This is a genomic window from Streptomyces sp. NPDC058246 (assembly GCF_042881985.1).
Taxonomy (GTDB): domain Bacteria; phylum Actinomycetota; class Actinomycetes; order Streptomycetales; family Streptomycetaceae; genus Streptomyces.
Genome location: NZ_JBHVWZ010000038.1, coordinates 16,598 through 41,511, shown reverse-complemented (window position 1 = coordinate 41,511; position 24,914 = coordinate 16,598). Strand labels below are relative to the sequence as shown.

Here is a 24,914-nt window from a genome sequence, read left to right as displayed (position 1 = left end):
GCACCTACCGCAGCGCGCCGATCGAACTGCCGTCGCTCAGCGTCCCCTTGAGGCCGGCCTGCACGCCCTGCTTGGTCCGAACGGCCAGCAGGTTGCCCTGCGACGCGGCGTGCGCTCCGCCCGTCGTCCGGATCGACTCGGTGTCCTGGCTGCCCGCCGCCAGCAGGTACCAGGACCCGCCCGCCGACTTCCACAGCACCCCCGCCAGGACGTGCGGGTCGCGGGAGCCGCACGCGGGGGAGTTCTCCGCCTTCGCGGCGACCGCCCCGTACGGGCTGCCCGGGGTGTGGAACTGGGCGAGCACCCGCGTGCCGCCGCCCCGCCAGGTGTCGGCCCGCGTGCAGACCCACTCCGCGCTGCCGCTCGCGTCGGGCAGCGACTGCTGGGTGTACTGCCAGGCGTTCACGGACCGCACGCCCTGGGAGCGCACGGAGGCCAGGGAGCAGGCGAAGGGGGCCCAGCCGCGCAGCGCCTCGGCGCCGGACGCCTCGTGGGGCGACGAGGGGCGGCCCGCGGTGAGGTGCGCCGGGGTCAGCTCGCCGAGGTCGCTCATCAGGCGGGTGCCCCTGTCGTCCTTGAGCTGGAGCACGTTCCACGAGGTGCAGGCGCCGGTCTTCTGGGCCGGGCTGGCCAGCGGAGAGGTGACGCCGTCGGCCGAGAGGGTGAGGTCCATGGCGCCGGAGGACGGCTTGAGCAGGTCACGCTCGGCGGCCTTGGACACCCAAGGCGCCGTCAGATAACGGACGTTGCCGTCGGTCCTGTCCACCACGACCGCCTGTGCCTCGGACCCGGTCGCCCCGTCGACGCGCGCGAAGTCGAGGGCCGCCGCGTTGGTCCCGTCCTTCGGCTCGGCGTACCGCACGATGCGCAGACCGTCGTACAGGAGCACCACGCGCGCCTGGTCGACATCGCCCGCGTACAGCAGCTGCGGCGGTCCGGCGGGGGCGCCCGAGGGGGTACCGGGTGTCGCGGAGACCGCCACGGACTCGCCGGGCCGCGCCCAGACGGCGAGCGCGCGGCGCAGCAGCGCGGTGTCCCCGGTGAGGTTCCCGCGCGCGGGCCACACGGAGAAGTCGGTGCGCGCGGAGGACTCCCAGGCCGTGGCCACCACCTTGGTCAGCTTGGCGGGGTCCAGGGCGGCTTCGGCCGCCGGGTTCTGCGCGTACGAGGGTGCCGCGGCGCCGTCGGGACCCCATCCGTCGCCGGGCAGGCCGAGCAGCGCGCCGCAGACCGCGACGGCCGCGGCGGCGGCGAGCGCGGCCTTCATGTGCTGCCTGCGCCGCATCAGATCGGTGGGCCGGGCGTGCAGTGAACAGGGGTCGAACTCGGGAGAGTCGAGCAGCGAGTCCTGGGCCTCGACGCCACCGGCCCCGGCCAGCGCCGCGCCCGGGTCCTCGACCCCGGCCGCCGTCAGCACCCTGTGCACATGCGCGTCGGACAGCTTCTCCAGGCCACGCAGTACGTACGCGGCGCGGGCGGGTCCGGAGAGCGCGGACAGCCGCTGGTCCAGCGCGAGTTCGTCGGCGCCGCCCGAGCGCGGGAAGAGCCTGAGACCCCACACCTGGGGCAGCAGCGGCGGCAGTTGGGACCGCTTGGGCCACGCCCGGCGCTTCAGCGGGAGACCCGCCTCCAGGGCCGTGCGCACCACTTGGAGGCGTACGAAGGCGTAGCCCGGGTCGCCGTCGCGGCCGCCGCCCGTCTGCTGGGACGGGATGACCGAGGCGTCACCGGACGTCCGGCCGCGGGGGAGCGCGCGCTGGGTGAGGGCGTGCGCGGTCAGCACCCGGCGGTTGCGGCCGAGGCTCGGCGGCAGCACCAGATAGGCGAGCCGGACGAGCCGCGGGTAGTGCTCGACGAGCGCGGCCTCGGCCTGCTCGACGTCGACGACCGGTCCTGAGGCGGGTGCGGGGCGCGGGGCTACATCCTGTGACTGCACGTTCAGCAAAACGAGCGAATCGGTGGATGGTCACCTGCCCCGGGAGAGTCAGTCCTCGGGGTGGACGAGCAGCCGGGCGTAGTTCGCCATCGACCGCTGGTAGCGCGGCAGATGGGGTGCCAGGGCGCCCAGGACGAGGGAGAGGCCCTCGCGGTCGCGGCCCAGGCTGGACAGGCACAGGGCGAGACAGGCGCGTACCGCGTCGTCCAGCTCGTCGCAGGGCGCGTCGAGTTCCGGGGTGAGGAGCTTGACCCCCTCCTCCGCCTGTCCGATGTTCCGCAGGGAGCTGGAGAGCTGGATCTTGGCGCGCCGGCCCTTGTAGCCGCTCAGGCCGCGCGCGAGTGCCTCCCGGTACAGCGGCGCGGCCTTGTCCGAGTGGCCCGTCGAGTCCCAGGCGCAGGCCTGCTCGAACGGTCCGAGGGGGCTGCCCTCGGGCAGTTCGGCGACCAGGGCGTCGATCACGGCCCGGAAGTCCGCCGCGCCCGCCGTCCCCGCTTCTTCGTAGGCGCCGAACGTGGCCCAGGCGGCCGCCGTACGCTCTTCCCAGTCTTCGTTCACGGGGGACACTCTCGCACATCTGTGCCCCTGGCGGCGTGGGCTTTACCGCCCGGAACGGCGGCCCATTGAGCACGGGGCGGGTGGGAGCCGTATCGAAGGGTGAGTCCCCGCCGGGGCTCTTATCGGCGTGAGCGCCGACAGGTACCGGAGGAACGTATGAGGTTGACACGCGAGAAGCTGCCGGCCGGGGCGGCCGTGGCCGTGGCCCTGCTGGCGCTGACCGGCTGCGGCGGATCGGGCGAGAAGGCGGCCACGCAGGACACGGTCCCGGCCACGGCGACAGGCAGCCTGGAGGATCTGGCGGCCGAGGTGAAGTGCACGCCGGACATCCAGACGGACGCCGACGAGATCCGGCAGGGCGTCTGCAAGGTCAGCGACGGCAAGTTCATCCTGGCGACCTTCGCCACCGACCGAGGCCAGCGCGAGTGGCTCAACGGGGCCAAGGACTACGGCGGTTCGTATCTCGTCGGCGCCAAGTGGGTCGCGGTGGGGGACCAGAAGATGGTCACGACGCTGCGCGGCCGGCTCGGCGGGACCCTGGAGGAGGGGACTTCGCACGCCGGTCACCACAGCGGCTGACCGCGCGGGACCTCGGGGCGACAAAAAGCCGGTGGTGGGAGATCCCACCACCGGCTTTCTCGGTGCCTCACTGCCATGTGCCTCAGTGCGTCACCGCTACGTGCGTCACCGCGCTAGTTGCAGCGCCTGCCCGTGTTGATGCAGTTGACCACCTTGTTCATCAGGTTCACGTCGAAGACGTTGATGAAGTCGTCGTGGTCGGTGGCAGGCTTGTGCAGCTGTTCCGGGAAACCGTCCACCGCGTAGGCGTTCTTGACCTGCCCGTTCTGGATGGTCGGCGCCGGCACGTTGTACACCAGGCGCATCGTCAGCTGCGGGATCGCCTTGAAACCATTGGCGCAGTTGCCCTGGGCGTCGGCGAAGGCCACGTGCGTCCGGTGGTTCGCGCTGTCGATGTTCTGGCCGTCCCAGCAGCTCTGGAAGGCGAACGTGCGGACCACCTTGCTGCCCTGGGGGCAGATCGGGTACTGCGTCGTCAGCTGCACCTTGTTCTCGAAGCCGGTGCAGCTCCAGTGGGCGTTGGCGTTCGCGAGGCCGTTGGTCGTGGTCTTCGCGTCACCGGTGATGATCCGCAGGAACTTCGGCATCGCGACGACCTTGTTCTTCGCGTTGCCGACGAACTTGATCTGCGCCTGCTGGGCCTGCTGGATCTGGCCGACGTTGCCTTCCTTGCCACCGCCGTCGTTGTTCTGGTCGAAGTCCTGCGTCCCGTTCTGGACCCGCACGACCGGCCAGTAGTACGACGACTTGTCGCCCTGGTTGCTGCAGCTGGTCTGGGCCGCGGCGAACGTGTCGTTGTTGGCGAAGGCGTCGTTCGACTGGTTGCCGACGTAGTCGTGCAGGTGGTGCGCGCCGTTGGTGACACCCGGCGCCACGATCACGTTGTCGGTGTTGAACTTCTTGTTGGCGTTCACACCGCAGGAGCTGGTGAACGTGCCGCTCGAACCGCCGGCCCGGGTCCGGGCCTTCTTGGAGACATTCGGCTGGACCTTCGTGATGTCCACGAAGTCGGCGGCGACGGGACCGTTTCCGGCCTGACCGCCATTGCCGGCCTGCTGACCGCCGTTGCCGTTCTGCTGGCCGCCGTTGCCGGCGGGCTGGCCGGCGGACGCGCTCGGGGCCGCGCTGGCCGTGGCGCCGCCGTTGTTCTGGCCACCGTTGTTGTTCTGGCCGCCGTTGTTGTTCCAGCCGCCACCCGCGTTGGTCTGGGCCTGGTCGGCGGTGGTGCCGGTACAGGGGGCGAGACCGTCCAGCGAGTCCGGCGCGGTGCCGCCGACCCGGCTGATCTCCAGCTGGATCCGGTCGATGATCACCGCTCGACGGTCCTTGAGCGGTCCGAGCACGGAGTTCTGGACGAAACTGGCGTCCCTGGCCTGTGCGTCCCGTGTGGTGGCCAGGCGCTGGTACGCGTCGGTGATCTGCTGGTCGAGCGTGGCGAGCTCGCCGTCGACTTCCGTACGGGCCTGGTTCGGCACGTCGGAGAGCTTCTGCCCGACGTCGGGGCAGCTGATCGTGGCGACCTGAGCGGCGGCGGCCTTCGTGGTGTTGGGGGAGTTGTTCTCCTCGTGTGCCGAGGCGTAGAAATTCGCCCAGATCAGCCCGCCCCCACCGATCGCGAGAGCCGCCGACGCGGCAACGGCGCGAACGGCCAGTGGCGAACGGCGTTTTCGTATGTTGCGTCCCATGGAACTCCTCTGACTTCCTTGCGGGGCAGCGAGGCGCCCGACAGGAGTGAAGCGGCTCCATTCCATACGGAGGGGGCGCGTGAGGTGTTCAGAAACCTCGGAGATTCTTAGAAGTTCGTGAGGTCAATTCAGGCACAATGGGCTCAGAAGCCCGCGTTCTTCCGGGAGTTGATCTCGCACATCAGGTTTGACTGCTGCTTTTGACTGAAATTCAGCATCCCTGATCTCCGCTCTCCGATCCCATTCAGCGCGAGCCCTGGTCCAAATAGGCGAGCACCGCGAGGACGCGCCGGTTGTCGTCGTCGGAGACCTCCAGGCCCAGCTTGGCGAAGATGTTGGAGGTGTGCTTGGCGATCGCCCGCTCCGTGACGACGAGGTGGGCGGCGATCGCCGCGTTCGACCGGCCCTGCGCCATCAGTTCGAGCACCTCCAGCTCGCGCGGGGTGAGCCGACCGAGCGGCTGGTCGACAGTGGCCCGCCGGGACAGCAGCTGCTGGATGACATGCGGGTCCATCGCCGTACCGCCCGCCGCGACCCGTCGTACGGCATCGATGAACTGCTCCGCCTCGAACACCCGGTCCTTGAGCAGATACCCCACCCCGCCCGTCCCGTCGGCGAGCAGCTCCCGCGCGTACAACTGCTCCACGTGCTGGGAGAGGACGAGCACCGGCAGCCCGGGCCGCCTGCGCCGGGCCTCCAGGGCGCACTGCAGCCCCTCGTCCGTGTGCGAGGGCGGCAGCCGCACGTCGACGACGGCCACGTCCGGCGCCAACTCGGCCAGCGCACGGCTGAGTTCGGGCCCGCTCTCGACGGCGGCGGCGATCTCGAAGTCGTATGCCTCGAGCATCCGGACCAGTCCGTCGCGCAGCAGGAACAGGTCTTCGGCTAGGACGACGCGCAAGGGATCTCCATGGTGACCATGGTGGGACCGCCGGCGGGACTGCTGACGGCCAGGACGCCGTCGAATGTACCGAGCCGCCGCTCCACCCCGGCCAGGCCCGAGCCCGCGCCGATGCGCGCGCCGCCCTTGCCGTTGTCGGTGACGGAGATACGCAGCATGCCATCGGTGTGGTGGAGGTCGATCCAGAGGCGGTCGGCGCCGGAGTGCTTGACGGAGTTGGTGAGGATCTCGCTGACGGCGAAGTAGGCGGCGGCTTCGACGGGCGCGTCGGCACGGCCGTCCAGCTCGACGTCCACCTCGGTCGCGAGCGGCATCCGCAGCGCCAACGCCCTGACGGCGTCGCCCAGTCCGCGCTCCGCGAGCACGGGCGGATGAATGCCCCGCACGAGATCCCGCAGCTCGGCGAGCGCGTCGGCGGACGACTGCCGGGCCTGCGCGAGAAGTGCCTTCGCTTTGGCCGGATCCTTCTCGATCAACGCCTCGACGGTCCCCAGATCCATGCCCATCGCGACGAGCCGCGCCTGTGCCCCGTCGTGCAAGTCCCGCTCGATGCGCCGCAGTTCGGCCGCCGAGGTGTCCACGGCGTCCCGCCGGGTCTCGGTCAGTACCCGCACCCGCTCGGCGAGCTCGCCCTGCCCGGAGGCGAGGACCGACCGGGTGAGCCGGAAGTGGAGGCGCAGCAGCGCCGGGCAGAGGTGGTAGGCGCCGACGAGGAGTACGGCGGCGAGGGCGGCCGCGAGGAGGGCGGTGCCCTGACCGGAGACCGGCACGAACCCGTACCACCATCCGACATACGTGCCGTCCGTGAAGACCCGCCACAGTCCGAGCGCGAGCGCGAATCCCTCCAGGGGATAGAGCAGCAGCACGGCGGGCAGCAGCGCGGTGACGAACCCGGCGGTCATGTCGACCGGCAGCCAGGCCAGGTCCCGCCAGGTGGCGGGGTCCCCGAGCATCCGGAAGCACCGGGTCCAGGGGTTGGCGCCGGCGGGCACGGGGCGGTACGCGGCCGGGATCCGTACTCCGCACCACTGCGCGGCGGCGACTCGGCGGACGTTCGCGAAGGCGCGTACGCCGGTGAGTACCCACGGTGTCGTGACGATGCCCACCCCTAGCGGGACGAGGGCGATCGACACGACGGTCAGCACGAAGAGGACGATGGATCCGGCCAGCCCTCCGACCGCGAGGGCGAGCGCCCGCACCCCGGCCACGACGCTCTCCCGACCTCGCGCCCGCACCTCTGTCTGCCTGGTCTCCATGCCCTCAGTCTCACCGACCGCGGTGGAGCGGGTCACTGGGTCGGGCACCCCGGGCGGGGGTGGTGCCAGCATCACTCCCGCGCTCGTGGGTGGGTTTTTCGCCCCCGCCGTCCCGGCCGCCCCCGCCGTCCCGGCCGCCCCGCCGTCCCGGCCGCCCCGCCGTCCCGGCCGCCCCCGCCCTCGCCGTCCCGGCCGCCCCCGCCCTCCTCCAAGCTCTCGGCTTCGCTCGAGCAGGGGGACCCCCGTCGTCTCTGGGGGCTGCGCCCCCCAGACCCCCGCCAAGAGGTCGCGCAGTTCCCCGCGCCCCTATTCAGGGGCCCCGAGGAGCTTCGCCTCCACCACGGGGTCCAGCCCCACCGCGGGCCGGTCGGGCCGTTGCGGCGCCACCCCGCCGAGGCTCTGCAGCCAGTCCCATGTGTCGGCGACGGTCTCCAGAACCGGCCGACAGCGGAGCCCGGCCCCCACCGCGAGGGAGACATCCGCCGAGTGAAGCGCGTCATGGAGGTCACTCCCGGCCGGCACCCACACCGGCAACTGCGTCCACGGCTCGATCCCGGCGCCGAGGATCGCGTCGGGATCGGTCCACCGGAGGTCCCCCCGGCCCCCGGTGACCTGGACGCACGCGTCGAGCAGCGCCCCCATCGTCGTATGCCCCGGCGGACTGACGAGGTTGTACGCGCCGCCCAGCCCCGCCTCCACCGCCCCGAGCACCCACTCGGCGAGATCGCGGACATCGACGTACTGGAGCGGCAGCTCACGCGGCCCGGGCGCGAGTACCGGACCGCCCCGCGCGACCCGGTTCAGCCACCACGGCAGCCGCCCGATGTTCTCGTACGGCCCGAGGATCAGCCCGGACCGCACCAGCAGCGAGCCCTGTGCGCCGAAGGCGTCGAGGGCGGCCAGCTCCCCGCCCCGCTTGTCCCGGGCGTAGTCCGTCCGCTCGGCATTCGCGTCCGCCCCCGCCACGAGCGGCGCGTCCTCGCCGTACCCGGCGGCCGGCGCCCACGCGTACACGGAACAGCTGGACACATACACATAGCGGGACACCCGGCCGGCCAGCAGGCGCGCCGAGTCCCGGACGGCCCGCGGCGCCCCCGACCAGGTGTCGACGACGACGTCCCACTCACCTTCGGAGAGCGCCGCGAGCCCGTCGGGGGCGGTGCGGTCACCGTGCGACGACCGCGCGCCGGCGGGAGCTTCGTGCCGGCCCCGGTGGAAGACGGTCACTTCCCAGCCACGGCCGAGTGCCGCCTCGACGACCGCCCGCCCCACGAACTCCGTACCGCCCAGCATCAGAAGTCTCATACGGACGACTCTGCACGCACGCCCCCGCCGGACGGAACCGATATCTGCTGACAGAAGACCGGCAGCCGAAAGACCACGGTCGACGGGCTACGGTCAACGGGCTACGGTCAGCGACCCGTCGGCGGCGCGTACTTGTACCCCACCCGGCGTACCGTCTGGATCGTCTGCCGGTGCTGCGCCCCGAGCTTGCGCCGCAGCCGGGCGACGTGGACGTCGACGGTCCGCCCGTCACCCACGTGCCCGTAGCCCCACACCGTGGTGACCAGCTGGTCGCGGGTGTGCACCCGGTGCGGATGCGCGACGAGATGCGCGAGCAGCTCGAACTCCAGGTAGGTGAGGTCGAGCGGTCGTCCGTCGACCTCGGCGGTGCGCTGCACGGAGTCGATGCGGACGAGCGGGTCGCCGTCCGCGGCGCCCGTGGCCGGCTCGGGCCGGTCGGGCACGGCGACCGGCAGTACCGGGTGCTGGTCGGCCGGGACGAGCACCAGGTAGCCGATCATCGGCGGCTGTCCCGGCAGGACCGGCAGGGTGTGCTGGGGAGCGGGCAGCCAGGTGGCACCCGGCGGCAGGAAGTCGGCGACGTCCACCACCTCGTCCCGGTCGACGGCACGCAGTCGGTGCCGTCCGGAACCGGTGGAGGGGGCGGATGGAGGTCCCCCCGCTCGAACGGAGTTGTGCGTGGGGGAAGTCGCGACGGAGGAGAAGGAACGAGTGGTCGCCATGAGAGGTCAGCTCTTTCGCGCGAGGAGTTCGTCGGGAAGGTCGACGACCGCGAGTTCGTGGTCGGGGCCGTCGAGGACGTACGTCGTGCGCGCTGGCCGAAGGCCGGGGTGTACGGCTTTAGAGGGCCGGCGCGTTCATCGCGCGGCAACACACCCGGTCGAAGTCGTGGTGCTGACGGGAAGGCCAGAAGGGCTCGAGGTCATGGCGACCCGTCGCGGTGTACTTCTGGAAGCTGGCCATACCTCCATTGAAGCAGAACCCGGAGCCGGCCAGGAGACTCCTCTCACAGGTCGGACGCTTCCTTGGCGTGAACTTGACGTTGCGCGCCTCAGCCCACCAGCCGTTTGTGCCAGGTCAGCGAGGTGACCTCGATCGCCTTGTCCGGATTCCCGTCCCACTCCGTGGACAGTCCGGCGGCGGTGAGGGTGGTGACGACCTCGTGCCCGACGGCCGTCGTGGTCTGGGCCGATTCGTCGAACCCGCCGTAGTGGAGGGCGAGTCCGTACCCGTCGGCGGCGTGCTCCGTGACCTGCTGGTGGAAGAAGACGAATCCGCGCGCGCCCTCCCGCTCCGCGCCTATCTCCGCCAGGCCGCACCCCCGGCAGCAGGCGAAGTTCTCCCGGGCCGTGATGCCGCTCGCCTCCAGCGTCTCGAAGGCGCGCGTGAGCCGCTCCGGATCGGTGACGCCCTCCCAGGTCTCCTGCTCGGCCAGCCGCTCCAGCCACAGCCGGTTCACCAACCGCCACGCCTGAGCGCTCGACACCGGCCGCTCGTCGCCGTCGACCAGGTGGTCCTCGGCGATCTCGGCCAGCACCTTCCGGCTGTCGTAACCGCAGCGCAGCCTTGTCCGCACGCGCTCCTCGACCTTCTCCCGCACCTCGTCGGGCAGCTCGGGAACCCCCTCCCGGGGCCCCAGGTCGACCGGCTCCCACACGACGCCCGCGTCCCAGCCGGCCTCCTGTCGCGCCCACCCCGTCAGGAGGTCCGCCACCCGGCCGGGGTCCGTGAGATTCGTACCGAGGAAATCGTCCTCGCCGAGCCGGTGCTCCAGCCGGTAGTCCCCGCCCTCCTCGTGCCATACCTGTGCGAACACATCCGGGATGTCCGGTATCCGCTGCACCACCAGATAGCGGTCCTGATCGCCCCCGATCCGGTGCACCAGCTCGCCCAGCCGCAGCGCCGAAATCCGCGCGAACGTCTGCCAGTTCTCCGTCTCGACCTTGATGGCGAGGCCCCCGTCGATCTCCATGCCCCCACCATGACACGCACCACTGACAACGCGAGAGGGCGCTCACCGCGACGGTGGACGCCCTCTCGATCAAGCCTCGGACAGGGTGGATCAGACCTGGGATCAGACCTGGCCGGCCTTCTCCAGCGCCGTGCAGCAGGTGTCGACGAGCAGGCGCGTCACCACGTACGGGTCGACGTTGGCGTTCGGACGGCGGTCCTCGATGTAACCCTTGCCGTCCTTCTCGACCTGCCACGGGATACGGACCGAGGCGCCGCGGTTGGAGACGCCGTACGAGTACTCGTTCCACGGGGCGGTCTCGTGCAGACCGGTCAGGCGGTCGTCGATGCCGGCGCCGTAGTTCTTCACGTGGTCCAGCGGCTTGGAGCCCTCACCCAGCGACTCGCACGCGGTGATGATCGCGTCGTAGCCCTCGCGCATCGCCTTGGTGGAGAAGTTGGTGTGCGCGCCCGCGCCGTTCCAGTCGCCCTTCACCGGCTTCGGGTCGAGGGTCGCGGAGACCTTGAAGTCCTCGGCGGTGCGGTAGAGCAGCCAGCGGGCCACCCACAGCTGGTCGGAGACCTCCAGCGGCGCCAGCGGGCCGACCTGGAACTCCCACTGGCCCGGCATGACCTCGGCGTTGATGCCGGAGATGCCCAGACCCGCCTTGAGACAGTTCTCCAGGTGCGCCTCGACGACGTCACGGCCGAAGATCTCGTCCGCGCCGACGCCGCAGTAGTAGCCGCCCTGCGCGGCCGGGAAGCCGCCGACGGGGAAGCCGAGCGGGCGGTCGCCCTCGAAGAAGGTGTACTCCTGCTCGATGCCGAAGATCGGCTCCTGCGCGGCGAACTTCTCCGCCACCTCGGCCAGCGCGGCACGCGTGTTGGACTCGTGCGGCGTCATGTCGATGTTCAGGACCTCGCACATGACGAGGACGTCGTCGCCGCCGCGGATCGGGTCCGGGAAGGTGGCGACCGGCTTGAGTACGCGGTCCGAGGCGTGGCCCTCGGCCTGGTTCGTGGAGGACCCGTCGAAGCCCCAGATCGGCAGCTCGGCACCCTTGGCGTCGTCGCCCAGTATCTTCGTCTTGGAACGGAGCTTGGCCGTCGGCTCGGTGCCGTCGATCCAGATGTACTCAGCCTTGAAGGTCACGGGCCACATCCTTCGGGTGGGTCTTGAGGCGCACTTGCGGGTGCTGCGGCGCTGCGGCACTGGGGCGCCGCTGGGGATGCCCGGCAGCCTGTCAACAGGCGATTTCCCGATCATTGCCCGAATGTGAACCCCGTGTTACCCGCCCTGTGTGTGCCCGTTCTCACGCGCCCCCGAGCGAGCGGAGTGTTCGCGCGGGAGCGTTCGCGACCGCGACGCGCGACCCCGCCGATCGGGCGGGTCCCACCGGTCCCGGCCGCGCCGGCTCGTATGCGATGGGCGTGAAAGCGATATGGGCGCATACGCATGGGTCGGCCCTGCCGCTCCCGACGAGGAGCGGCAGGGCCATCGACGTGCGGCCGGCCGGCCGTTACCCCACCTTCTCGATACGAGCCTTGCGGATCAGGAACTTGCCGGGCTCCCTGACCTGCTCGAACGCGGCGTTGTTCAGCAGGACGCAGCTGCCGGACACCGACGTGACCGTCACGGTGGTGGACTTGTTGTTGTCCAGGTTGGTGACCTTGAGTTTCGTGCCGGCCGGGAACTGGTTGCTGGACGCGGCCGGCGCGCCGCCCTCACCGGAGAGCGTGACGGTCGAACCGGCGCAGACCTGCTGACCGGTGGCGGCACCGGCACCACCGTTGTTCGCGGGTGCGCTCTGCGCCGGAGCCGAGGCCGCCGGAGCCGATGCCGCCGGAGCCGACTGGGCGGGCTGCGTGGAGCCCTGGGCCTGGGAGTCCTGAGCCGACTCCCCGACCGCGCAGCCCGACGCCTGCTGCTGAACCTTGATCTGCGCGATGACGGCCTCGCGGTTGGCGATCCGGGCCGCCGACTGCGCGTCCGGGTTGGCCCGTTGACCGTCGATGAACTTCTGGTTGTTGCCGAGTGCGGTGGCGAGCCCCTTGCAGACCGTCGAGGTCTGCGCGTTCTGCACCGACGCCGCGTTCGAGGTGGCGGCCAGGGCGAAGGCCCCGCCTCCGGCCACGGCCGCGGCGCTGACCAGCAGGGCGAGCTTCTTCTTGGCGCTGAGCTTTCTCCTACGCGACATGCGCGCCTCCGGGGTGAGGGGGAGCGTTACGCCGCTAAGTACGAGATACCGAACGGGGTTACTCAATAGTCACCGCAGTCACTGAAGTAACGTACGTCACAAGGAAGTTGGCTGTCCGGTCGGTCGCCGAGGACTTCCCGTACGCCCGACGGGACAAGGCTTCCGGTGCGCCTAGCCGGGCACGGCTGCCCGGCCGCCTAGCGGGACACGGCTGCCCGCGTGCCTAGCGGAACACGGCTTCCCGTGGGTCTAGCGGGACATGGCTTCCCGTGGGTCTAGCGGGACATGGCTTCCCGTACCGCCTCGTCCGTGCGGGCCACGACCGCCGTCCCGTCGTCCGCGGTGATGATCGGCCGCTGGATCAGCTTCGGATGCTCGGACAGCGCCTTGATCCACCGCTCCCGCGAACCGGCGTCCCGAGCCCACTCCTTCATCGCCAGTTCCTTGGCGACGGCTTCCTGGGTCCGCGTGATGTCCCACGGTTCGAGTCCCAGGCGATCGAGTACGTCGCGGATCTCGTCCTCGGTCGGTACGTCCTCCAGGTAGCGGCGGACGGTGTAGTCGGCGCCCTCCGCGTCGAGCAGGCTGACGGCGCTGCGGCACTTCGAACAGGCCGGGTTGATCCAGATCTCCATACCGCACACGTTACGTGAGACACGCTTCTGCGCTGGTGTCACGGCACCCCCAAAGCCCCAGTGGCCAGCGGCTTTTGTCAGTGGCCGGCGGTAGAATAGAAGCAGTGTTCGAGGGTGCCGCCGGGGGGTCCGGACGGTTCCCTGACCGCGACAGGAGGATGCCTGTGCCCGCTGCCGCACTGAAGCCGCTGCCCACTCAGTCCACATCCAAGAGGGCGGTCCTGATGGACCTGCCGTACGAGCCCGTGGAGAAGCGCCCGCTGCCACCGGGGCGTCCCCGGGAGTGGTACGTCACGCACAACCGCCGGCTCAAGGCGATGCGCCTCGCCATCGCCCTGCTCGACTCCGGTGTCCATGTGCCGAACCAGGCCCGCAACGAGAAGATCCGCAGCACTGCCCAACTCATCGGTGTCCACCCGCCGTCGGACATCACGTGCCACATGGTCCGCGCGCTGATGAGGTACAGCCGCTAGTCGCTAGTCGCTAGTCGCTAGTCGCCAATCGCCAGTTGCTTGCCGCTAGCGATTAGCCGCGGATCCGGTGGGGCGGGGGTGGGCGTTTTCGCCCCCTCCGCCCCTGCACCGTACCTGGGGCTGCAGGACCCAGACCCACAGATCCCCAGACCCACAGATCCCCAGACCCACAGATCCACAGATCCCCAGACCCACAGATCCCCCTGACGCTCCCCCCATCGGCCTGGACAGTCTCGTCCTCACGCGCCGGCCGGGAGGGAACCCGAGGACAGCTCCCGTTCCAGCGGTGTCCGGAAGCGGGGAGTGATCCGGGTCGGGCCCAACCAGGCCCCCAGCCGCGCGGCCTCCGTCGCGATCGCGTCGCGCGCGTCCCGCCCGAGCCCCTCCTCGTCCAGCAGCCGCCACACCAGCTCCCCATCGGGCCGCTGCGCCCACCCCCCGACCACCCGCCCGTCCCACCACACCGTCGGCCCGACATTCCCGCTGCCGTCGAACAGGGCGGGCCGAAGCGACGACGCGAGGTACCAGTCCCGTTCCTGCCACCCCATGGCGGAGGGATCGAGCCCGGGCAACAGGGCGGCCCAGGGCGACGAGGGGCCGGCCACCGGACCGTCGTCGCCCGCGGCCACGTACCCCGTGCCACCGTCGTCGAGCGACACGGCCACCGCCCCGATCGCGCCCAGCGCCCGCCGTACGTCCGTGACCTTCCACCCGGTCCACCACTTCAGGTCGCCCTCCGTGGCGGGCCCGCACGCGGTGAGCCGGCGGCGCAGCAGCTCCAGCTGGGCCTCGGCGGCCGGGAGTTCGGGATGCGGCGGGGCGACCGCCCAGCGGAACTGGCTCGACGTCCACGAGCCGAGCGGGCGCCCCCGCACCACCCGCCCCTCCACACCCAGCACCCGCATCAGCCGCGACGACACGGTGTGAGGACTCTCGTAGCTCTTCCCGGCCCCGTAGGTGAACTGTTCCTTCAACCGCGGTTCGTCCCGGGTGAGTTCGTTCACCGTGGCCTGTCCGCGCCGGGCCAGCGCGGCGAGCGCGGACGCCTCGACCTCCGCCAGCCACTCCTCGGTCAGCCGGCCGCCGCTGCCCGTGGTCATGTCCTTGATCAGCCCGGACCTGGCCTTCGCGGCGATCGCGAGCCCGGTCGAGGCGTGCACCACGGCGGCCAGCTCGGTGGGGAAGACGAACACGGTATGCCGCATGCCGTGCATCCGTACCAGCGTCCGGTCCTCGTACAGCGCCCGGTCGACCTCTGGCACCGTCTTCCCGGCGTCCGCCAGCCGCGCGCCCACGGCCAGGTACACCGTGGCGGGATCCGTGCCGTGCAGCGCGACCAGCGACTCCGCGACCTCCTCGGGACGCGCCGCCCGCGCGGCGACCGCCAGCCGCTGCCGCAGCGCGAGCCGGGCCCGCCGCTCCGCCACCCCGATGTGCCGCAGTCTCTCGCCCATTCCGCCTCCACCCGGTCCCGCCGTTCCCGTGGCCCTCATCCTCTCGAACACGCGCCCAGCCCCGGGCGCGCCTCACCCGTTCGCCGTACCCGGCATGCGTACGCCCTGCTCACAGCCTTGACTGGGACCACCGCGACGAGCGGATTCCGCAGGAGAGCGACCAAGGAGCACGTCGGGAGACGCGATGCAGAGGCACGGCATACGAGGGCTGGTCCTGGCGGTGGCAGCGGCGGCGGTCCTGACCGCGCCCCTGACCGGCTGCTCGAACGACAACACCCCCTCCGGCGTCGCCTCCCAAGCCGCGTCCGCCGTCTCCGCGGCCGGTGACGCGCTGGCCTCCGCGACCGCCGAGGCCGGCCGGAAGTTCGGCGAGTTCAAGAACGGCGTGGACGCCAAGGGCGACGTGAAGCTCGACGACCACGTGACCACCGACTCGGCCGGGCGCTCCACCGTCAAGGTGACCGTCACCAACTCGGCGTCCTCGACGAAGTCGTACCTCGTCCAGGTCGACTTCCGCGACAAGGACGGCAACCTCCTCGACGCGGCCGTCGTCACCCTGGGCGATGTCGCGGCGGGCGCCTCCAAGGACGCCACCGCCCGCAGCACCCGTACCCTCTCCGGCGACGTCACCGCCGGCGTCGCCCGCGCCGTGCGGCACTGACGGCCGTGGCCCACAACGGTGCCACGCGGTGGCAGCGGAGGTGGCCCCGGCGGCGCCGGAAGTCCGAGCGGGCCTAGCAACCGTCGTTCGGCGGAGAGCTCACCCGAGCGCGGGCGGAGTGCTCACCCGAGCGCGGGTCGCCGTCCCTTCCGCGTCCCCGAGCCCGGTGACCACGAGGTCCACGAACCGCCGCCGGTCCTCGGCGTGGTCGTGGAACCAGAAGCCCAACATGTGCTCCGCGTCGGGTACTTCGAACCGGGTGAACCGGGCACCCGCGGCGAGCGCGGCCGTCACGGCCTCGGTCACGGCGGGCGGGATCACGGCGTCCTTGCCCGGTACGGCGAGCACCGCCCGCCCCGTGAACGCCCGCAGGACGCCGAGCGCGGGGGCGTCCCGCCAGTTGTCCGGCGTACGGATGATCTCGCTGAAGCGGCTGTCGCCGTCCCCGAACGGAACCTGCCACGCCTGCGCGCCGTACACCGCGGGCGCGCACAGCCCGAGCGCCACCACGCGCTTCCCGTAGTGACCCGCGAGATCCGCCACCGTCTGGCCGCTCATGCTGAAGCCGACGAGGATCAGCGGACCGTCCGCCGGAACCGTCGCGTCGATGACGGAGACGGCCTGCTCGAAGCGGCGCCGAAGGCTCAACTCCCGCAGCTCACCGGAGCTTTCGCCGTGCCCGGAGAAGTCGAGGGCGAGACCTCGGAAGCCACGCGCGACGAAGTCCTCCAACAGCGGGAGCAGTCGCGCCTTGTTGCCGATGCCCGCCCCGTGCAGCAGGACGGCGGTGGCCGTCTCTCGATCGCCGGCGCCACCGCCACCGCCACCGCCGCCGCCACCGCCGCTGACGCAGCTCAGTCGTTCACCGTCGTGTTCGTGGAGGAAGGAGGAGAGCATCCCTCATTTACTCATGGCGCTCAGGCCGCCGGCGTACTGGCGCTCAGGCCAGGGGCGTACCGCTCTTCTTCGTCGTCCGGGCGGCCGCCACCGCTTCGTCGTCCGGGCGGCTGCCACCGCTTCGTCGTTCGGCCGGCCGCCACCGCATCGCGCTCGACGAGATGCTCCTTGGACGGCTCGAAGGCAGGTCGCGAGAAAAGGAGATGCACGCGGAGTGACCGAGTCCCTACGCTGGACACGCGTTTCGGAGCCGCTCACCACCGCTTACCGCCGGACAGGCATCACTCGGCGGGCTCAGGGCTACTCTCTACGCACCGACTGGCGGACGCCCACCCCCAGCGCCCCGTCGGACGCATCAGACACACCCAGTCATCACCCACGCTCACGGAGGCCCGTCATGGGCACCATCGTCATTTCCGGGACCGTCGTCCTGGTCGTCCTGGGATTCGGTCATCACATCTGGTGGCTCGCCGCGGTCGCCGTTCTCTTCCTGTACCTCCAGTACGGTCGGGGCTCGTCCTCGGCGTCGTCGTCCGGCGGCGGATCCACCCCGGGACCTGCCTCGGCGTCCACGCCCGCGTCGTACAAGGCATACCGCGATCGCCGTGACCGGCAGGCGAAGTGGGAACGCCGCTACCGCCGCGAGCGCCCCCTGGAGTCCCGCCGTCAGTCACGCGAACAGAGCAAGTAACCCCTCCCGGTCGGCCTCTCACAGACCGGGCGCGCCCCAGATCGGGAACCAGCGGCTCAGATCCTGCTCGATCCGCAGATCGTCGGTGAGCACCGCCTTGATCTGGAGTTCAAGCGCGTTGTCGCGCCGTTGGCCCTCTTCGGCCGACGGCGCGAAGGGGTAGAACGTTCCGCGTTTGTAGAGGTAGACGAGCCACAGCCGCCGGTGTCCGGTGTCCTGGAAGGCGGCCACCGAACACAGCAGCTGCGGCCCGAAGCCGCTGCCCTCCAGCGCGGTGTTCACCGCGTGCAGATCGCTCACCAGCGCGGGCAGATCGTCCGGCTCCCGCCGCGAGACCAGCCACGAGTACCCGTACTCGTCCTGGGTCAGCTCCACCGGCGGCTCTCCTCCAGCCTCTCGACTTCGCTCGCCCGCGGGGGACTTACGCTCGGCGTCCGCTTCCAGCAGCGCCAGCACCTCCTGGTGGGCCTCGGCGAAGGCCGCGCCCTCGACGCTCGCGAAGCACACCGCACCCGTCCCGGTCGGGGTGAACCCGGCCGCGGCCTGGAGGGTCACGGCCGCCGACGGCAGCCCGAAGAGCTGGTCGAGATCGGGAGCCACGGCTTTGCTGCGACCGAGCAGGATGTCCAGGAGACCCATGCGGTGACCTTTCCGGAGAGAGGGTCAGACGGCCTGTCCGGGTGTCGCCGGCTCGCCCAGCTCGGCGGAGATACGGGCCAGCTGTTCGAGCCGCTGCTCCAGACTCGGGTGGGTGGAGAAGAGCTTGGAGAGGCCCGGCTCGGAACCGAAGGCGGGCGTGAAGTAGAAGGCGTTGAAGGCCTGCGCGGTCCGCAGGTCCTTGGTCGGAATCCGTGCGATGTCCCCGGTGACCTTGGTCAGCGCGGAGGCCAGCGCCGAGGGCCGCCCGGTGAGCAGGGCCGCGGCCCGGTCGGCGGCCAGCTCGCGATACCGGGACAGCGCCCGGATGAGCAGGAAGCTGATCGCGTACACGGCCGCGGAGACCGCCATCACGGCCATGAAGATCGCGATGGTGTTCTGGTCCTTGCGTCCCCGCCCGCCGAAGAGCTGCGAGTAGAACGCGAATCGCACGATCAGTCCGGCGATCACCCCGAGGAACGACGCCACGGTGATCACGGCGACATCCTTGTGCGCCACGTGCGACAGCTCGTGCGCCAGCACACCTTCGAGCTCGTCGGGCTCAAGGCGCCGCAGCAACCCGGTGGTCACACACAGCACGGCGTGATCGGCGTTGCGTCCGGTGGCGAACGCGTTCGGCATGTCCAGGTCGGACACGGCGACGAGCGGCTTGGGCATGTCGGCGACGGCACACAGCCGGTCCACGACTCCGTGCAGCTGGGGATACTCCTCCCGCTCCACGATCCGCCCGTGCATCGCGTACAGCGCGATCCGGTCCGAGAACCAGTACTGCGCGCCGAGCAGCGCGGCCGCGATCACGACGACCAGCACCCAGGACTTCAGCAGCACGATCAACGCGGCGACGAACGCCACGTACAGCAATCCGAGCAGGAAAAGCGTGACCGTCATCCGTACGGTCAGCCGCCGATCGCTCCGGAACCGGCTCTGCATCATGCATCACCCCGCACTCAGGCACTCGTCCCGCTTCCCATTGTGCGCCCGCGCTGTCCCATAATCAGGCCGCGGTCGGCCCAGGGAGAGCAAAGATCTGCCCTGTCAAGAGCCACTTATTTATGCGGAGCACACCATGGGCACGCGGCAACGGAGCCGGCCTCCGGGGCCATGCGATGACGCAGCCCGGGCGAGGCAAACGACGGAGCCCCGCCGCCGTTGGAAGGCAACGACGGAGCCCCGCCACCGCCGGAAGGCGATGACGGGGCTCCGTACCGAAAGCCGTGCCGACGTACGACGCTCACGCGTCGTACCAGTCGTCTTACACGTCGTAGTACAGCTCGAACTCGTGCGGGTGCGGGCGCAGCTGGAGCGGCGCGATCTCATTGGTGCGCTTGTAGTCGATCCACGTCTCGATCAGGTCGGACGTGAAGACGTCGCCCGCGAGCAGGAACTCGTGGTCGGCCTCGAGGCGGTCGAGGACGGCCGGGAGCGAGGTCGGGACCTGCGGGACGCCCGCGTGTTCCTCGGGAGCCAGCTCGTAGAGGTCCTTGTCGATCGGCTCGGCCGGCTCGATCTTGTTCTTGATGCCGTCCAGGCCCGCGAGCAGCAGCGCGGAGAAGGCCAGGTACGGGTTGCCGGAGGAGTCGGGCGCGCGGAACTCGACGCGCTTGGCCTTCGGGTTCGAGCCGGTGATCGGGATACGCATCGCGGCCGAGCGGTTGCGCTGCGAGTACACCAGGTTGACCGGGGCCTCGAAGCCGGGGACCAGACGGTGGTACGAGTTCACCGTCGGGTTCGTGAAGGCGAGGAGCGAGGGCGCGTGCTTGAGGATGCCGCCGATGTAGAAGCGGGCGGTGTCCGAGAGGCCGGCGTAGCCCGCCTCGTCGTAGAACAGCGGATCGCCGTTGGCCCACAGCGACGAGTGGACGTGCATGCCCGAGCCGTTGTCACCGAAGATCGGCTTCGGCATGAAGGTCGCGGTCTTGCCGTTGCGCCAGGCGACGTTCTTCACGATGTACTTGAAGAGCTGGAGGTCGTCGGCCGCGGCGAGCAGCGTGTTGAACTTGTAGTTGATCTCGGCCTGGCCGGCGGTGCCCACCTCGTGGTGCTGGCGCTCGACCTGGAGGCCGGACGCGGCCAGTTCCAGGGAGATCTCGGCACGCAGGTCGGCGAAGTGGTCGACCGGCGGGGTCGGGAAGTAGCCGCCCTTGTAGCGGACCTTGTAACCGCGGTTGTCCTCGAGGGCGCCGGTGTTCCAGGCGCCGGCCTCGGAGTCGATGTGGTAGAAGGCCTCGTTCGACTTGGTGTCGAAGCGGACGCTGTCGAACACGTAGAACTCGGCCTCGGGGCCGAAGTACGCGGTGTCGGCGATGCCGGTCGACGCGAGGTAGGCCTCGGCCTTCTTCGCCACGTTGCGCGGGTCACGGGAGTACTGCTCGCCCGTGATCGGGTCGTGGATGAAGAAGTTGATGTTGACCGTCTTGTCGCGGCGGAAGGGGTCGACACGCGCGGTGGACAGGTCGGCGCGGAGCGCCATGTCGGACTCGTGGATGGCCTGGAAGCCCCGGATCGAGGAACCGTCGAACGCGAGCTCCTCGGCCGGGTCGAAGGCCTCGGCCGGAATCGTGAAGTGCTGCATCACGCCCGGCAGGTCGCAGAAGCGGACGTCGACGAACTTGACGTCCTCGTCCGCGATGAACTTCTTGGCCTCGTCGGCGTTCTGGAACATCCAGCTCCTCCTACTCCCGCCCACAGTGGACCGGGGTGGTAGTTCGTTCGTGCGGCCAGTGCGGTGGCACACGCTGGAGCCGACCATAGGGACGGGGGATTTCTCAAGCGTGACCCATTTGTTTCGCCCAAGTTAACCGGACTGAGTCCCCTGTACCCCGCCTGTCGGGAGGCGAAAACGGGCGCAGTACCGTGGACGGGTGGACAACAGGCAAGCAATCGGATCGTGGCTCTCCGGACCCCGCGCGGCCATGGAGGACGCCGGAGCCGACCTCGGACACCGGGGCGCACAACTCGGTCTGCCCGAGCACGGACCGGGCTCGATCGCCCGCCCGGGCCGCCGCCTCGGCGCCCTCGCCGTCGACTGGGCCCTGTGCCTGCTGATCGCATACGGACTGATCACCCACGGCTACAGGCCGGGAGCGACCGGCAACTGGGCCCTGCTCGTCTTCTTCGCGCTCGGCGTGCTCACCGTCGGCACGGTCGGCTTCACCCCGGGCAAGCGCCTGCTCGGTCTCCGGGTCGTCTCCGAGGGCGGCGGCCGGCTCAACCCCCTCCGCGTCCTGCTGCGGACCGTGCTGCTGTGCCTGTTCATCCCCGCGATGATCTGGGACCGCGACGGCCGCGGCCTGCACGACCGGATCGCCCGCACCATCGAGGTGCGGATCTAGTACTTCTCGCCGTGCGAGTCGTGCGTGTCGTGCGTGTCGTACGAGTGGTACGAGTGGTGCGAGCCGTACGAGTGGTGCGAGTTCGTACGACGATGGGGGCGCCCGGAGATCTCCGGGCGCCCCCATCGTCGTACGGACTCTAGGAGGGGTGTCAGCGGGCCTTCGGTCCGCCGCGCGGCATCCGCATGCCCTTCGGCATCGGACCCTTGGGAAGCGGCATGTTGCTCATCAGGTCACCCATCGCGCGCAGCCGGTCGTTGGTCGCGGTGACCTGGGGGCCGGTGAGGACGCGCGGCAGCTTCAGCATCGTGGTGCGGAGTTTCTTGAGCTCGACCTGGCCCTCGCCGGTGCCCACGAGAATGTCGTGCACGGGGACGTCCGAGACGATCCGCGCCATCTTCCTCTTCTCTGCGGCCAGCAGGCTCTTCACCCGGTTCGGGTTGCCCTCGGCCACCAGCACGATGCCGGCCTTGCCGACCGCGCGGTGCACCACGTCCTGGCTGCGGTTCATCGCCACCGCGGGGGTCGTGGTCCAGCCTCGGCCGACGTTGTCGAGCACCGCCGCGGCCGCGCCGGGCTGACCCTCCATCTGTCCGAAGGCCGCTCGCTCGGCCCTGCGCCCGAAGACGATCGCCGTCGCGAGGAAGGCGAGCAGAAGGCCGAGAATGCCGAGATAGACCGGGTGGCCGATCAAGAAGCCGATCGCGAGGAAGACACCGAGGGTGAGAATTCCGACAGCCGCGAGTACAAGACCGATCTTGGAGTCGGCCTTGCGGGTCATCTTGTACGTCAGGGCGATCTGCTTGAGTCGCCCGGGTTCAGCAGCGTCCGCTGCGGTTTCCTTCCTCGCCATGCCACGAAGTCTACGTGGCCCGGGAGGCGCCGACGACGGCAGTACCGGGGGAAGCCGACCGCGGTACCGGGGGAGCGGACGTCACGAACGTGACGCGACGGCTTCCAGCACCTGCTGCGCCTCGACCCTGTCCTTGGCACGGCGACGGTCCTCCAGGACGGAGGTCCACGCATTGCGGCGAGCGGTGCGCTGACCGCTGCTCATCAGGATCGACTCGACGGCACGGAGTGCATCGGTGAACGACGGGATGGCGGTGGCGCGTACGGGCGCGGCCTGCATGATGGAGGTCCCCCCTCGGGATCGGCGGCTCGGGCTGGGGCTGTACGTGGCGTAAGACCAGGGTCACTGATTGGTGTTACCAGGGCGTGACCGACCGGTCAAACACCAATGAAGCCTTGATGCGGCGGGCCCGCATGTTGATGTGCTCCAAACGGCGTCCCCCAGCTGCGGGGACGGTCGGGACCATCCGGAACGGGTCGTGGTGGAGGGGGAGTTGCTTGTGCGGCGATTCACACAAAAGCGGTGGCACTCAGTGCCACCGCTCGTGTGTACGACTCGTGTCCTAGGGCGTGTCAGACCGCCTGCGAGGCGACGTACGCGCCTCGCTTCTCGACGGCCATCTGGTAGAGGCGGCCGGCGCGGTAGGAGGATCGGACCAGCGGGCCGGACATGACGCCCGAGAAGCCGATCTCCTCGGCCTCCTCCTTCAGCTCCACGAACTCGTGCGGCTTGACCCAGCGCTCCACCGGGTGGTGGCGCACGGAGGGGCGCAGGTACTGCGTGATCGTGATGAGCTCGCAGCCCGCCTCGTGCAGCTGCTGGAGCGCCTCGCTGACCTCCTCGCGGGTCTCGCCCATGCCGAGGATCAGGTTCGACTTCGTGACCAGACCGTAGTCCCGGGCCTCGGTGATGACCTTGAGCGAGCGCTCGTAGCGGAAGCCGGGGCGGATGCGCTTGAAGATCCGCGGGACTGTCTCGACGTTGTGCGCGAAGACCTCGGGGCGCGAGGAGAACACCTCGGCGAGCTGGTCGGGCTCCGCGTTGAAGTCGGGGGCGAGCAGCTCGACCTTGGTGCGGCCGGCCTCGCGGTCCGCGGTCTGCGCGTGGATCTGGCGGACCGTCTCCGCGTACAGCCAGGCGCCGCCGTCCTCCAGGTCGTCGCGGGCGACGCCGGTGATGGTGGCGTAGTTCAGGTCCATGGTGACCACGGACTCACCCACGCGGCGCGGCTCGTCGCGGTCGAGCGCCTCGGGCTTGCCGGTGTCGATCTGGCAGAAGTCACAGCGCCGGGTGCACTGGTCGCCGCCGATCAGGAAGGTGGCCTCGCGGTCTTCCCAGCACTCGTAGATGTTGGGGCAGCCCGCCTCCTGGCAGACCGTGTGCAGACCCTCGCTCTTCACGAGGCTCTGCATCTTCGTGTATTCGGGACCCATTTTCGCCCGGGTCTTGATCCACTCGGGCTTGCGCTCGATGGGGGTCTGGCTGTTCCGGACCTCCAGGCGCAGCATCTTGCGTCCGTCGGGTGCGACTGCGGACACATCGGCTCCCTGTAGCTTCGATTCTTCGGCGTACACCAGGGTACGCCCGTGCGGTTCTCGGTCCCCGGGGTGGGCAACCTTGGGGAGCGAGGGTGCATTCCCGCAGGGCCGCCGGCCCCGTGAGGGGCGCGGGGTACTGCGCGACCAGCCCCCGCCCACCCGCGGCCAGAACACGACCCAGGGGGTTCGGGGCGCAGCCCCCAGGTACGGGACGGGTAGGCGCGGAGGGGGCGAAAACCCTACGCCGACGCCCGCTCCACCACCCGCGGCCTGAGGTCGGCGTTCTCCAGCACCTCGCGCAGGTGCCGCTCGGCGATCGGCAGGACGTCGGAGATGGTGATGTCGCGGCCCAGCTCATTGGCGAGCGACGTGACCCCCGCGTCGCGGATCCCGCACGGGATGATCCGGTCGAACCACGCGTTGTCAGGGTTCACGTTCAGGGCGAAGCCGTGCATCGTGACGCCCTTGGCGACGCGGATGCCGATCGCCGCGATCTTGCGGTCCTCCCGGCGCTGCCCGGCGTTGGACGGCGCGTACTCCGGCCCGTTCAGCCGGGGGTCGAACTCCTCGTCGTGCAGGCGCGGGTCGAAGTCCAGGGACAGGCCGCCCAGCGAAGGCCGCTGCTCGACGGGATCGCCGAGCACCCAGACCCCGCTGCGGCCCTCGACCCGGCTGGTCTCGAGACCGAATTCCGCACACGTACGGATAAGTGCCTCTTCCAGGCGCCGTACATGTGCTACGACGTCCACCGGGCGGGGCAGCTTCTGGATCGGGTAGCCCACCAGCTGGCCGGGACCGTGCCAGGTGATCTTGCCGCCGCGGTCCACGTCCACGACGGGCGTGCCGTCGAGGGGGCGCTCGTTGTCCGCCGTGCGCCGGCCCGCCGTGTAGACCGGCGGGTGCTCCAGGAGCAGACAGGTGTCGGGGACCTCGTCCAGGAAGCGGGCGGCATGGACACGACGCTGCTCGTCCCACGCCTCCTGGTACTCGACGGCCTCGGCACCGAATCCCATGCGGACGAACCGCAACTCACTCACGGCAAGCGCCTCCCTAGAAGGTTCGTCGGGCACGCGGCGGTGCCCGTGTGGGGCACGCGGAAGAACCTTTCGGCAGGTACGTGGCCGGTACGGAGGAACCATGCGTCAGGTACGTGGCGCGCCCACGCCACTGTACGTCCGGCCGACGCCCGTCAGCCTTGCGGCCAATCCTCACACGATCGGATGAATGAACGTCGAAGGGTGCGATGAGGTGCTCACGCTCCGCTACATTCGCGCCGTTCACGAGGCCATAAGGGCTGCTCACAGGCGATCCGGGCGCCGGGTGGCCTCGGGGAGGTGTGCGTGCGTGCCGAACGA

Annotated in this window: 25 protein-coding genes; 5 read left to right on the top strand and 20 right to left on the bottom strand. The window is 70.3% G+C overall.

The annotated features are described in order from the left end of the window. Positions 1-4: 4 nt before the first annotated feature. Positions 5-1,936, bottom strand: a complete 1,932-nt coding sequence (locus tag ACFVXA_RS35605; RefSeq protein WP_362026229.1) for a hypothetical protein — start codon at positions 1,934-1,936, stop codon at positions 5-7. 48 nt (positions 1,937-1,984) lie between these two features. Next, the gene (locus ACFVXA_RS35600; protein WP_362026232.1) at positions 1,985-2,494 is read right to left on the bottom strand and encodes a tetratricopeptide repeat protein; all 510 of its coding nucleotides are present in this window, start codon (positions 2,492-2,494) and stop codon (positions 1,985-1,987) included. 156 nt (positions 2,495-2,650) lie between these two features. Here ACFVXA_RS35600 and ACFVXA_RS35595 point away from each other — a divergent pair, with 156 nt between their 5' ends. Further along, entirely contained in the window at positions 2,651-3,073 is a 423-nt protein-coding gene (locus ACFVXA_RS35595) for a hypothetical protein (protein ID WP_362026235.1), read from the top strand. A 113-nt stretch (positions 3,074-3,186) separates the two neighbouring features. Here ACFVXA_RS35595 and ACFVXA_RS35590 read toward each other — a convergent pair whose 3' ends face one another. The 9 genes from ACFVXA_RS35590 to ACFVXA_RS35550 all read right to left on the bottom strand — a co-directional run bounded on the left by ACFVXA_RS35590 (position 3,187) and on the right by ACFVXA_RS35550 (position 13,003). Beyond that, entirely contained in the window at positions 3,187-4,758 is a 1,572-nt protein-coding gene (locus tag ACFVXA_RS35590; RefSeq protein ID WP_383747174.1) for a DUF1996 domain-containing protein, read from the bottom strand. 244 nt (positions 4,759-5,002) lie between these two features. After that, positions 5,003-5,659 carry a LuxR C-terminal-related transcriptional regulator gene (locus ACFVXA_RS35585; protein ID WP_384024314.1) on the bottom strand — a complete coding sequence of 219 codons (657 nt, stop codon included), beginning with the start codon at positions 5,657-5,659 and terminating at the stop codon, positions 5,003-5,005. Next, positions 5,644-6,915: a sensor histidine kinase gene (locus ACFVXA_RS35580; RefSeq protein ID WP_389471531.1), complete on the bottom strand. Its 1,272-nt coding sequence runs from the start codon at positions 6,913-6,915 to the stop codon at positions 5,644-5,646. The genes ACFVXA_RS35585 and ACFVXA_RS35580 overlap by 16 nt, the downstream gene beginning before the upstream one ends. Before the next feature lie 306 nt (positions 6,916-7,221). Continuing rightward, entirely contained in the window at positions 7,222-8,220 is a 999-nt protein-coding gene (locus ACFVXA_RS35575; protein ID WP_389471534.1) for an NAD-dependent epimerase/dehydratase family protein, read from the bottom strand. A 107-nt stretch (positions 8,221-8,327) separates the two neighbouring features. Next, positions 8,328-8,942, bottom strand: coding sequence for a winged helix-turn-helix domain-containing protein (locus tag ACFVXA_RS35570; RefSeq protein ID WP_389513805.1), 615 nt, complete (start codon positions 8,940-8,942; stop codon positions 8,328-8,330). Positions 8,943-9,271: 329 nt separating this feature from the next. Next, positions 9,272-10,192 (bottom strand): DUF6891 domain-containing protein, encoded by a 921-nt coding sequence (locus ACFVXA_RS35565; RefSeq protein ID WP_389937950.1) that lies wholly within the window; start codon positions 10,190-10,192, stop codon positions 9,272-9,274. A gap of 102 nt (positions 10,193-10,294) precedes the next feature. Further along, positions 10,295-11,323 (bottom strand): glutamine synthetase, encoded by a 1,029-nt coding sequence (glnII, locus tag ACFVXA_RS35560; protein ID WP_362026254.1) that lies wholly within the window; start codon positions 11,321-11,323, stop codon positions 10,295-10,297. A gap of 367 nt (positions 11,324-11,690) precedes the next feature. Continuing rightward, a complete protein-coding gene (locus ACFVXA_RS35555) occupies positions 11,691-12,368 on the bottom strand; it encodes a hypothetical protein (protein ID WP_390028284.1) in 678 nt (225 codons plus the stop codon). Positions 12,369-12,643: 275 nt separating this feature from the next. Beyond that, positions 12,644-13,003, bottom strand: a complete 360-nt coding sequence (locus ACFVXA_RS35550) for an arsenate reductase family protein (protein WP_384024306.1) — start codon at positions 13,001-13,003, stop codon at positions 12,644-12,646. A gap of 164 nt (positions 13,004-13,167) precedes the next feature. Between ACFVXA_RS35550 and ACFVXA_RS35545 the strand changes: the two genes are divergently transcribed. Next, positions 13,168-13,476 (top strand): hypothetical protein, encoded by a 309-nt coding sequence (locus ACFVXA_RS35545; protein WP_362026263.1) that lies wholly within the window; start codon positions 13,168-13,170, stop codon positions 13,474-13,476. Between the two features lie 239 nt (positions 13,477-13,715). On the opposite strand, the gene ACFVXA_RS35540 is transcribed toward ACFVXA_RS35545, so the two are convergent. Then, positions 13,716-14,930: a winged helix DNA-binding domain-containing protein gene (locus ACFVXA_RS35540; protein ID WP_390028283.1), complete on the bottom strand. Its 1,215-nt coding sequence runs from the start codon at positions 14,928-14,930 to the stop codon at positions 13,716-13,718. A 184-nt stretch (positions 14,931-15,114) separates the two neighbouring features. Between ACFVXA_RS35540 and ACFVXA_RS35535 the strand changes: the two genes are divergently transcribed. Then, complete coding sequence (locus tag ACFVXA_RS35535; RefSeq protein WP_389748840.1) at positions 15,115-15,591, top strand: hypothetical protein; 477 nt, start codon at positions 15,115-15,117, stop codon at positions 15,589-15,591. Positions 15,592-15,690: 99 nt separating this feature from the next. Here the strand turns inward: ACFVXA_RS35535 and ACFVXA_RS35530 are convergent, their stop codons facing one another. Continuing rightward, the gene (locus ACFVXA_RS35530) at positions 15,691-16,488 is read right to left on the bottom strand and encodes an alpha/beta hydrolase (protein ID WP_390028282.1); all 798 of its coding nucleotides are present in this window, start codon (positions 16,486-16,488) and stop codon (positions 15,691-15,693) included. Positions 16,489-16,885: 397 nt separating this feature from the next. Between ACFVXA_RS35530 and ACFVXA_RS35525 the strand changes: the two genes are divergently transcribed. Then, on the top strand, positions 16,886-17,179 hold the full coding sequence (locus ACFVXA_RS35525; protein WP_362026276.1) for a hypothetical protein: 294 nt from the start codon (positions 16,886-16,888) through the stop codon (positions 17,177-17,179). A gap of 18 nt (positions 17,180-17,197) precedes the next feature. Here the strand turns inward: ACFVXA_RS35525 and ACFVXA_RS35520 are convergent, their stop codons facing one another. The 3 genes from ACFVXA_RS35520 to glnA form a co-directional block, all read right to left on the bottom strand. Next, positions 17,198-17,818, bottom strand: a complete 621-nt coding sequence (locus ACFVXA_RS35520; protein ID WP_383747155.1) for a hypothetical protein — start codon at positions 17,816-17,818, stop codon at positions 17,198-17,200. 24 nt (positions 17,819-17,842) lie between these two features. Next, positions 17,843-18,766 (bottom strand): zinc metalloprotease HtpX, encoded by a 924-nt coding sequence (gene htpX / locus ACFVXA_RS35515; RefSeq protein ID WP_362026346.1) that lies wholly within the window; start codon positions 18,764-18,766, stop codon positions 17,843-17,845. A 322-nt stretch (positions 18,767-19,088) separates the two neighbouring features. Next, positions 19,089-20,498 carry a type I glutamate--ammonia ligase gene (glnA, locus tag ACFVXA_RS35510; protein ID WP_362026282.1) on the bottom strand — a complete coding sequence of 470 codons (1,410 nt, stop codon included), beginning with the start codon at positions 20,496-20,498 and terminating at the stop codon, positions 19,089-19,091. Positions 20,499-20,697: 199 nt separating this feature from the next. Between glnA and ACFVXA_RS35505 the strand changes: the two genes are divergently transcribed. Beyond that, entirely contained in the window at positions 20,698-21,168 is a 471-nt protein-coding gene (locus tag ACFVXA_RS35505) for an RDD family protein (protein WP_389748838.1), read from the top strand. 151 nt (positions 21,169-21,319) lie between these two features. Here ACFVXA_RS35505 and ACFVXA_RS35500 read toward each other — a convergent pair whose 3' ends face one another. From ACFVXA_RS35500 to lipB, 4 genes are all read right to left on the bottom strand, one after another. Further along, complete coding sequence (locus tag ACFVXA_RS35500; RefSeq protein WP_362026288.1) at positions 21,320-22,021, bottom strand: DUF4191 domain-containing protein; 702 nt, start codon at positions 22,019-22,021, stop codon at positions 21,320-21,322. A gap of 81 nt (positions 22,022-22,102) precedes the next feature. Further along, on the bottom strand, positions 22,103-22,300 hold the full coding sequence (locus tag ACFVXA_RS35495) for a hypothetical protein (protein ID WP_362026291.1): 198 nt from the start codon (positions 22,298-22,300) through the stop codon (positions 22,103-22,105). 293 nt (positions 22,301-22,593) lie between these two features. Continuing rightward, on the bottom strand, positions 22,594-23,559 hold the full coding sequence (gene lipA / locus ACFVXA_RS35490; RefSeq protein WP_362026294.1) for a lipoyl synthase: 966 nt from the start codon (positions 23,557-23,559) through the stop codon (positions 22,594-22,596). Positions 23,560-23,798: 239 nt separating this feature from the next. Next, positions 23,799-24,596, bottom strand: coding sequence for a lipoyl(octanoyl) transferase LipB (gene lipB, locus ACFVXA_RS35485; RefSeq protein WP_383748224.1), 798 nt, complete (start codon positions 24,594-24,596; stop codon positions 23,799-23,801). Positions 24,597-24,914 lie beyond the last annotated feature (318 nt).

Excerpts from the sequence above, each read along its gene's own strand:
- ACFVXA_RS35595 (WP_362026235.1), top strand. The coding sequence starts at position 2,651 with ATGAGGTTGACACGCGAGAAGCTGCCGGCCGGGGCGGCCGTGGCCGTG.
- ACFVXA_RS35590 (WP_383747174.1), bottom strand. The coding sequence starts at position 4,758 with ATGGGACGCAACATACGAAAACGCCGTTCGCCACTGGCCGTTCGCGCC.
- ACFVXA_RS35580 (WP_389471531.1), bottom strand. The coding sequence starts at position 6,915 with ATGGAGACCAGGCAGACAGAGGTGCGGGCGCGAGGTCGGGAGAGCGTC.
- ACFVXA_RS35575 (WP_389471534.1), bottom strand. The coding sequence starts at position 8,220 with ATGAGACTTCTGATGCTGGGCGGTACGGAGTTCGTGGGGCGGGCGGTC.
- ACFVXA_RS35570 (WP_389513805.1), bottom strand. The coding sequence starts at position 8,942 with ATGGCGACCACTCGTTCCTTCTCCTCCGTCGCGACTTCCCCCACGCAC.
- ACFVXA_RS35565 (WP_389937950.1), bottom strand. The coding sequence starts at position 10,192 with ATGGAGATCGACGGGGGCCTCGCCATCAAGGTCGAGACGGAGAACTGG.
- ACFVXA_RS35555 (WP_390028284.1), bottom strand. The coding sequence starts at position 12,368 with ATGTCGCGTAGGAGAAAGCTCAGCGCCAAGAAGAAGCTCGCCCTGCTG.
- ACFVXA_RS35550 (WP_384024306.1), bottom strand. The coding sequence starts at position 13,003 with ATGGAGATCTGGATCAACCCGGCCTGTTCGAAGTGCCGCAGCGCCGTC.
- ACFVXA_RS35540 (WP_390028283.1), bottom strand. The coding sequence starts at position 14,930 with ATGGGCGAGAGACTGCGGCACATCGGGGTGGCGGAGCGGCGGGCCCGG.
- ACFVXA_RS35535 (WP_389748840.1), top strand. The coding sequence starts at position 15,115 with ATGCAGAGGCACGGCATACGAGGGCTGGTCCTGGCGGTGGCAGCGGCG.
- ACFVXA_RS35530 (WP_390028282.1), bottom strand. The coding sequence starts at position 16,488 with ATGCTCTCCTCCTTCCTCCACGAACACGACGGTGAACGACTGAGCTGC.
- ACFVXA_RS35525 (WP_362026276.1), top strand. The coding sequence starts at position 16,886 with ATGGGCACCATCGTCATTTCCGGGACCGTCGTCCTGGTCGTCCTGGGA.
- ACFVXA_RS35520 (WP_383747155.1), bottom strand. The coding sequence starts at position 17,818 with ATGGGTCTCCTGGACATCCTGCTCGGTCGCAGCAAAGCCGTGGCTCCC.
- htpX (WP_362026346.1), bottom strand. The coding sequence starts at position 18,766 with ATGCAGAGCCGGTTCCGGAGCGATCGGCGGCTGACCGTACGGATGACG.
- glnA (WP_362026282.1), bottom strand. The coding sequence starts at position 20,498 with ATGTTCCAGAACGCCGACGAGGCCAAGAAGTTCATCGCGGACGAGGAC.
- ACFVXA_RS35500 (WP_362026288.1), bottom strand. The coding sequence starts at position 22,021 with ATGGCGAGGAAGGAAACCGCAGCGGACGCTGCTGAACCCGGGCGACTC.
- ACFVXA_RS35495 (WP_362026291.1), bottom strand. The coding sequence starts at position 22,300 with ATGCAGGCCGCGCCCGTACGCGCCACCGCCATCCCGTCGTTCACCGAT.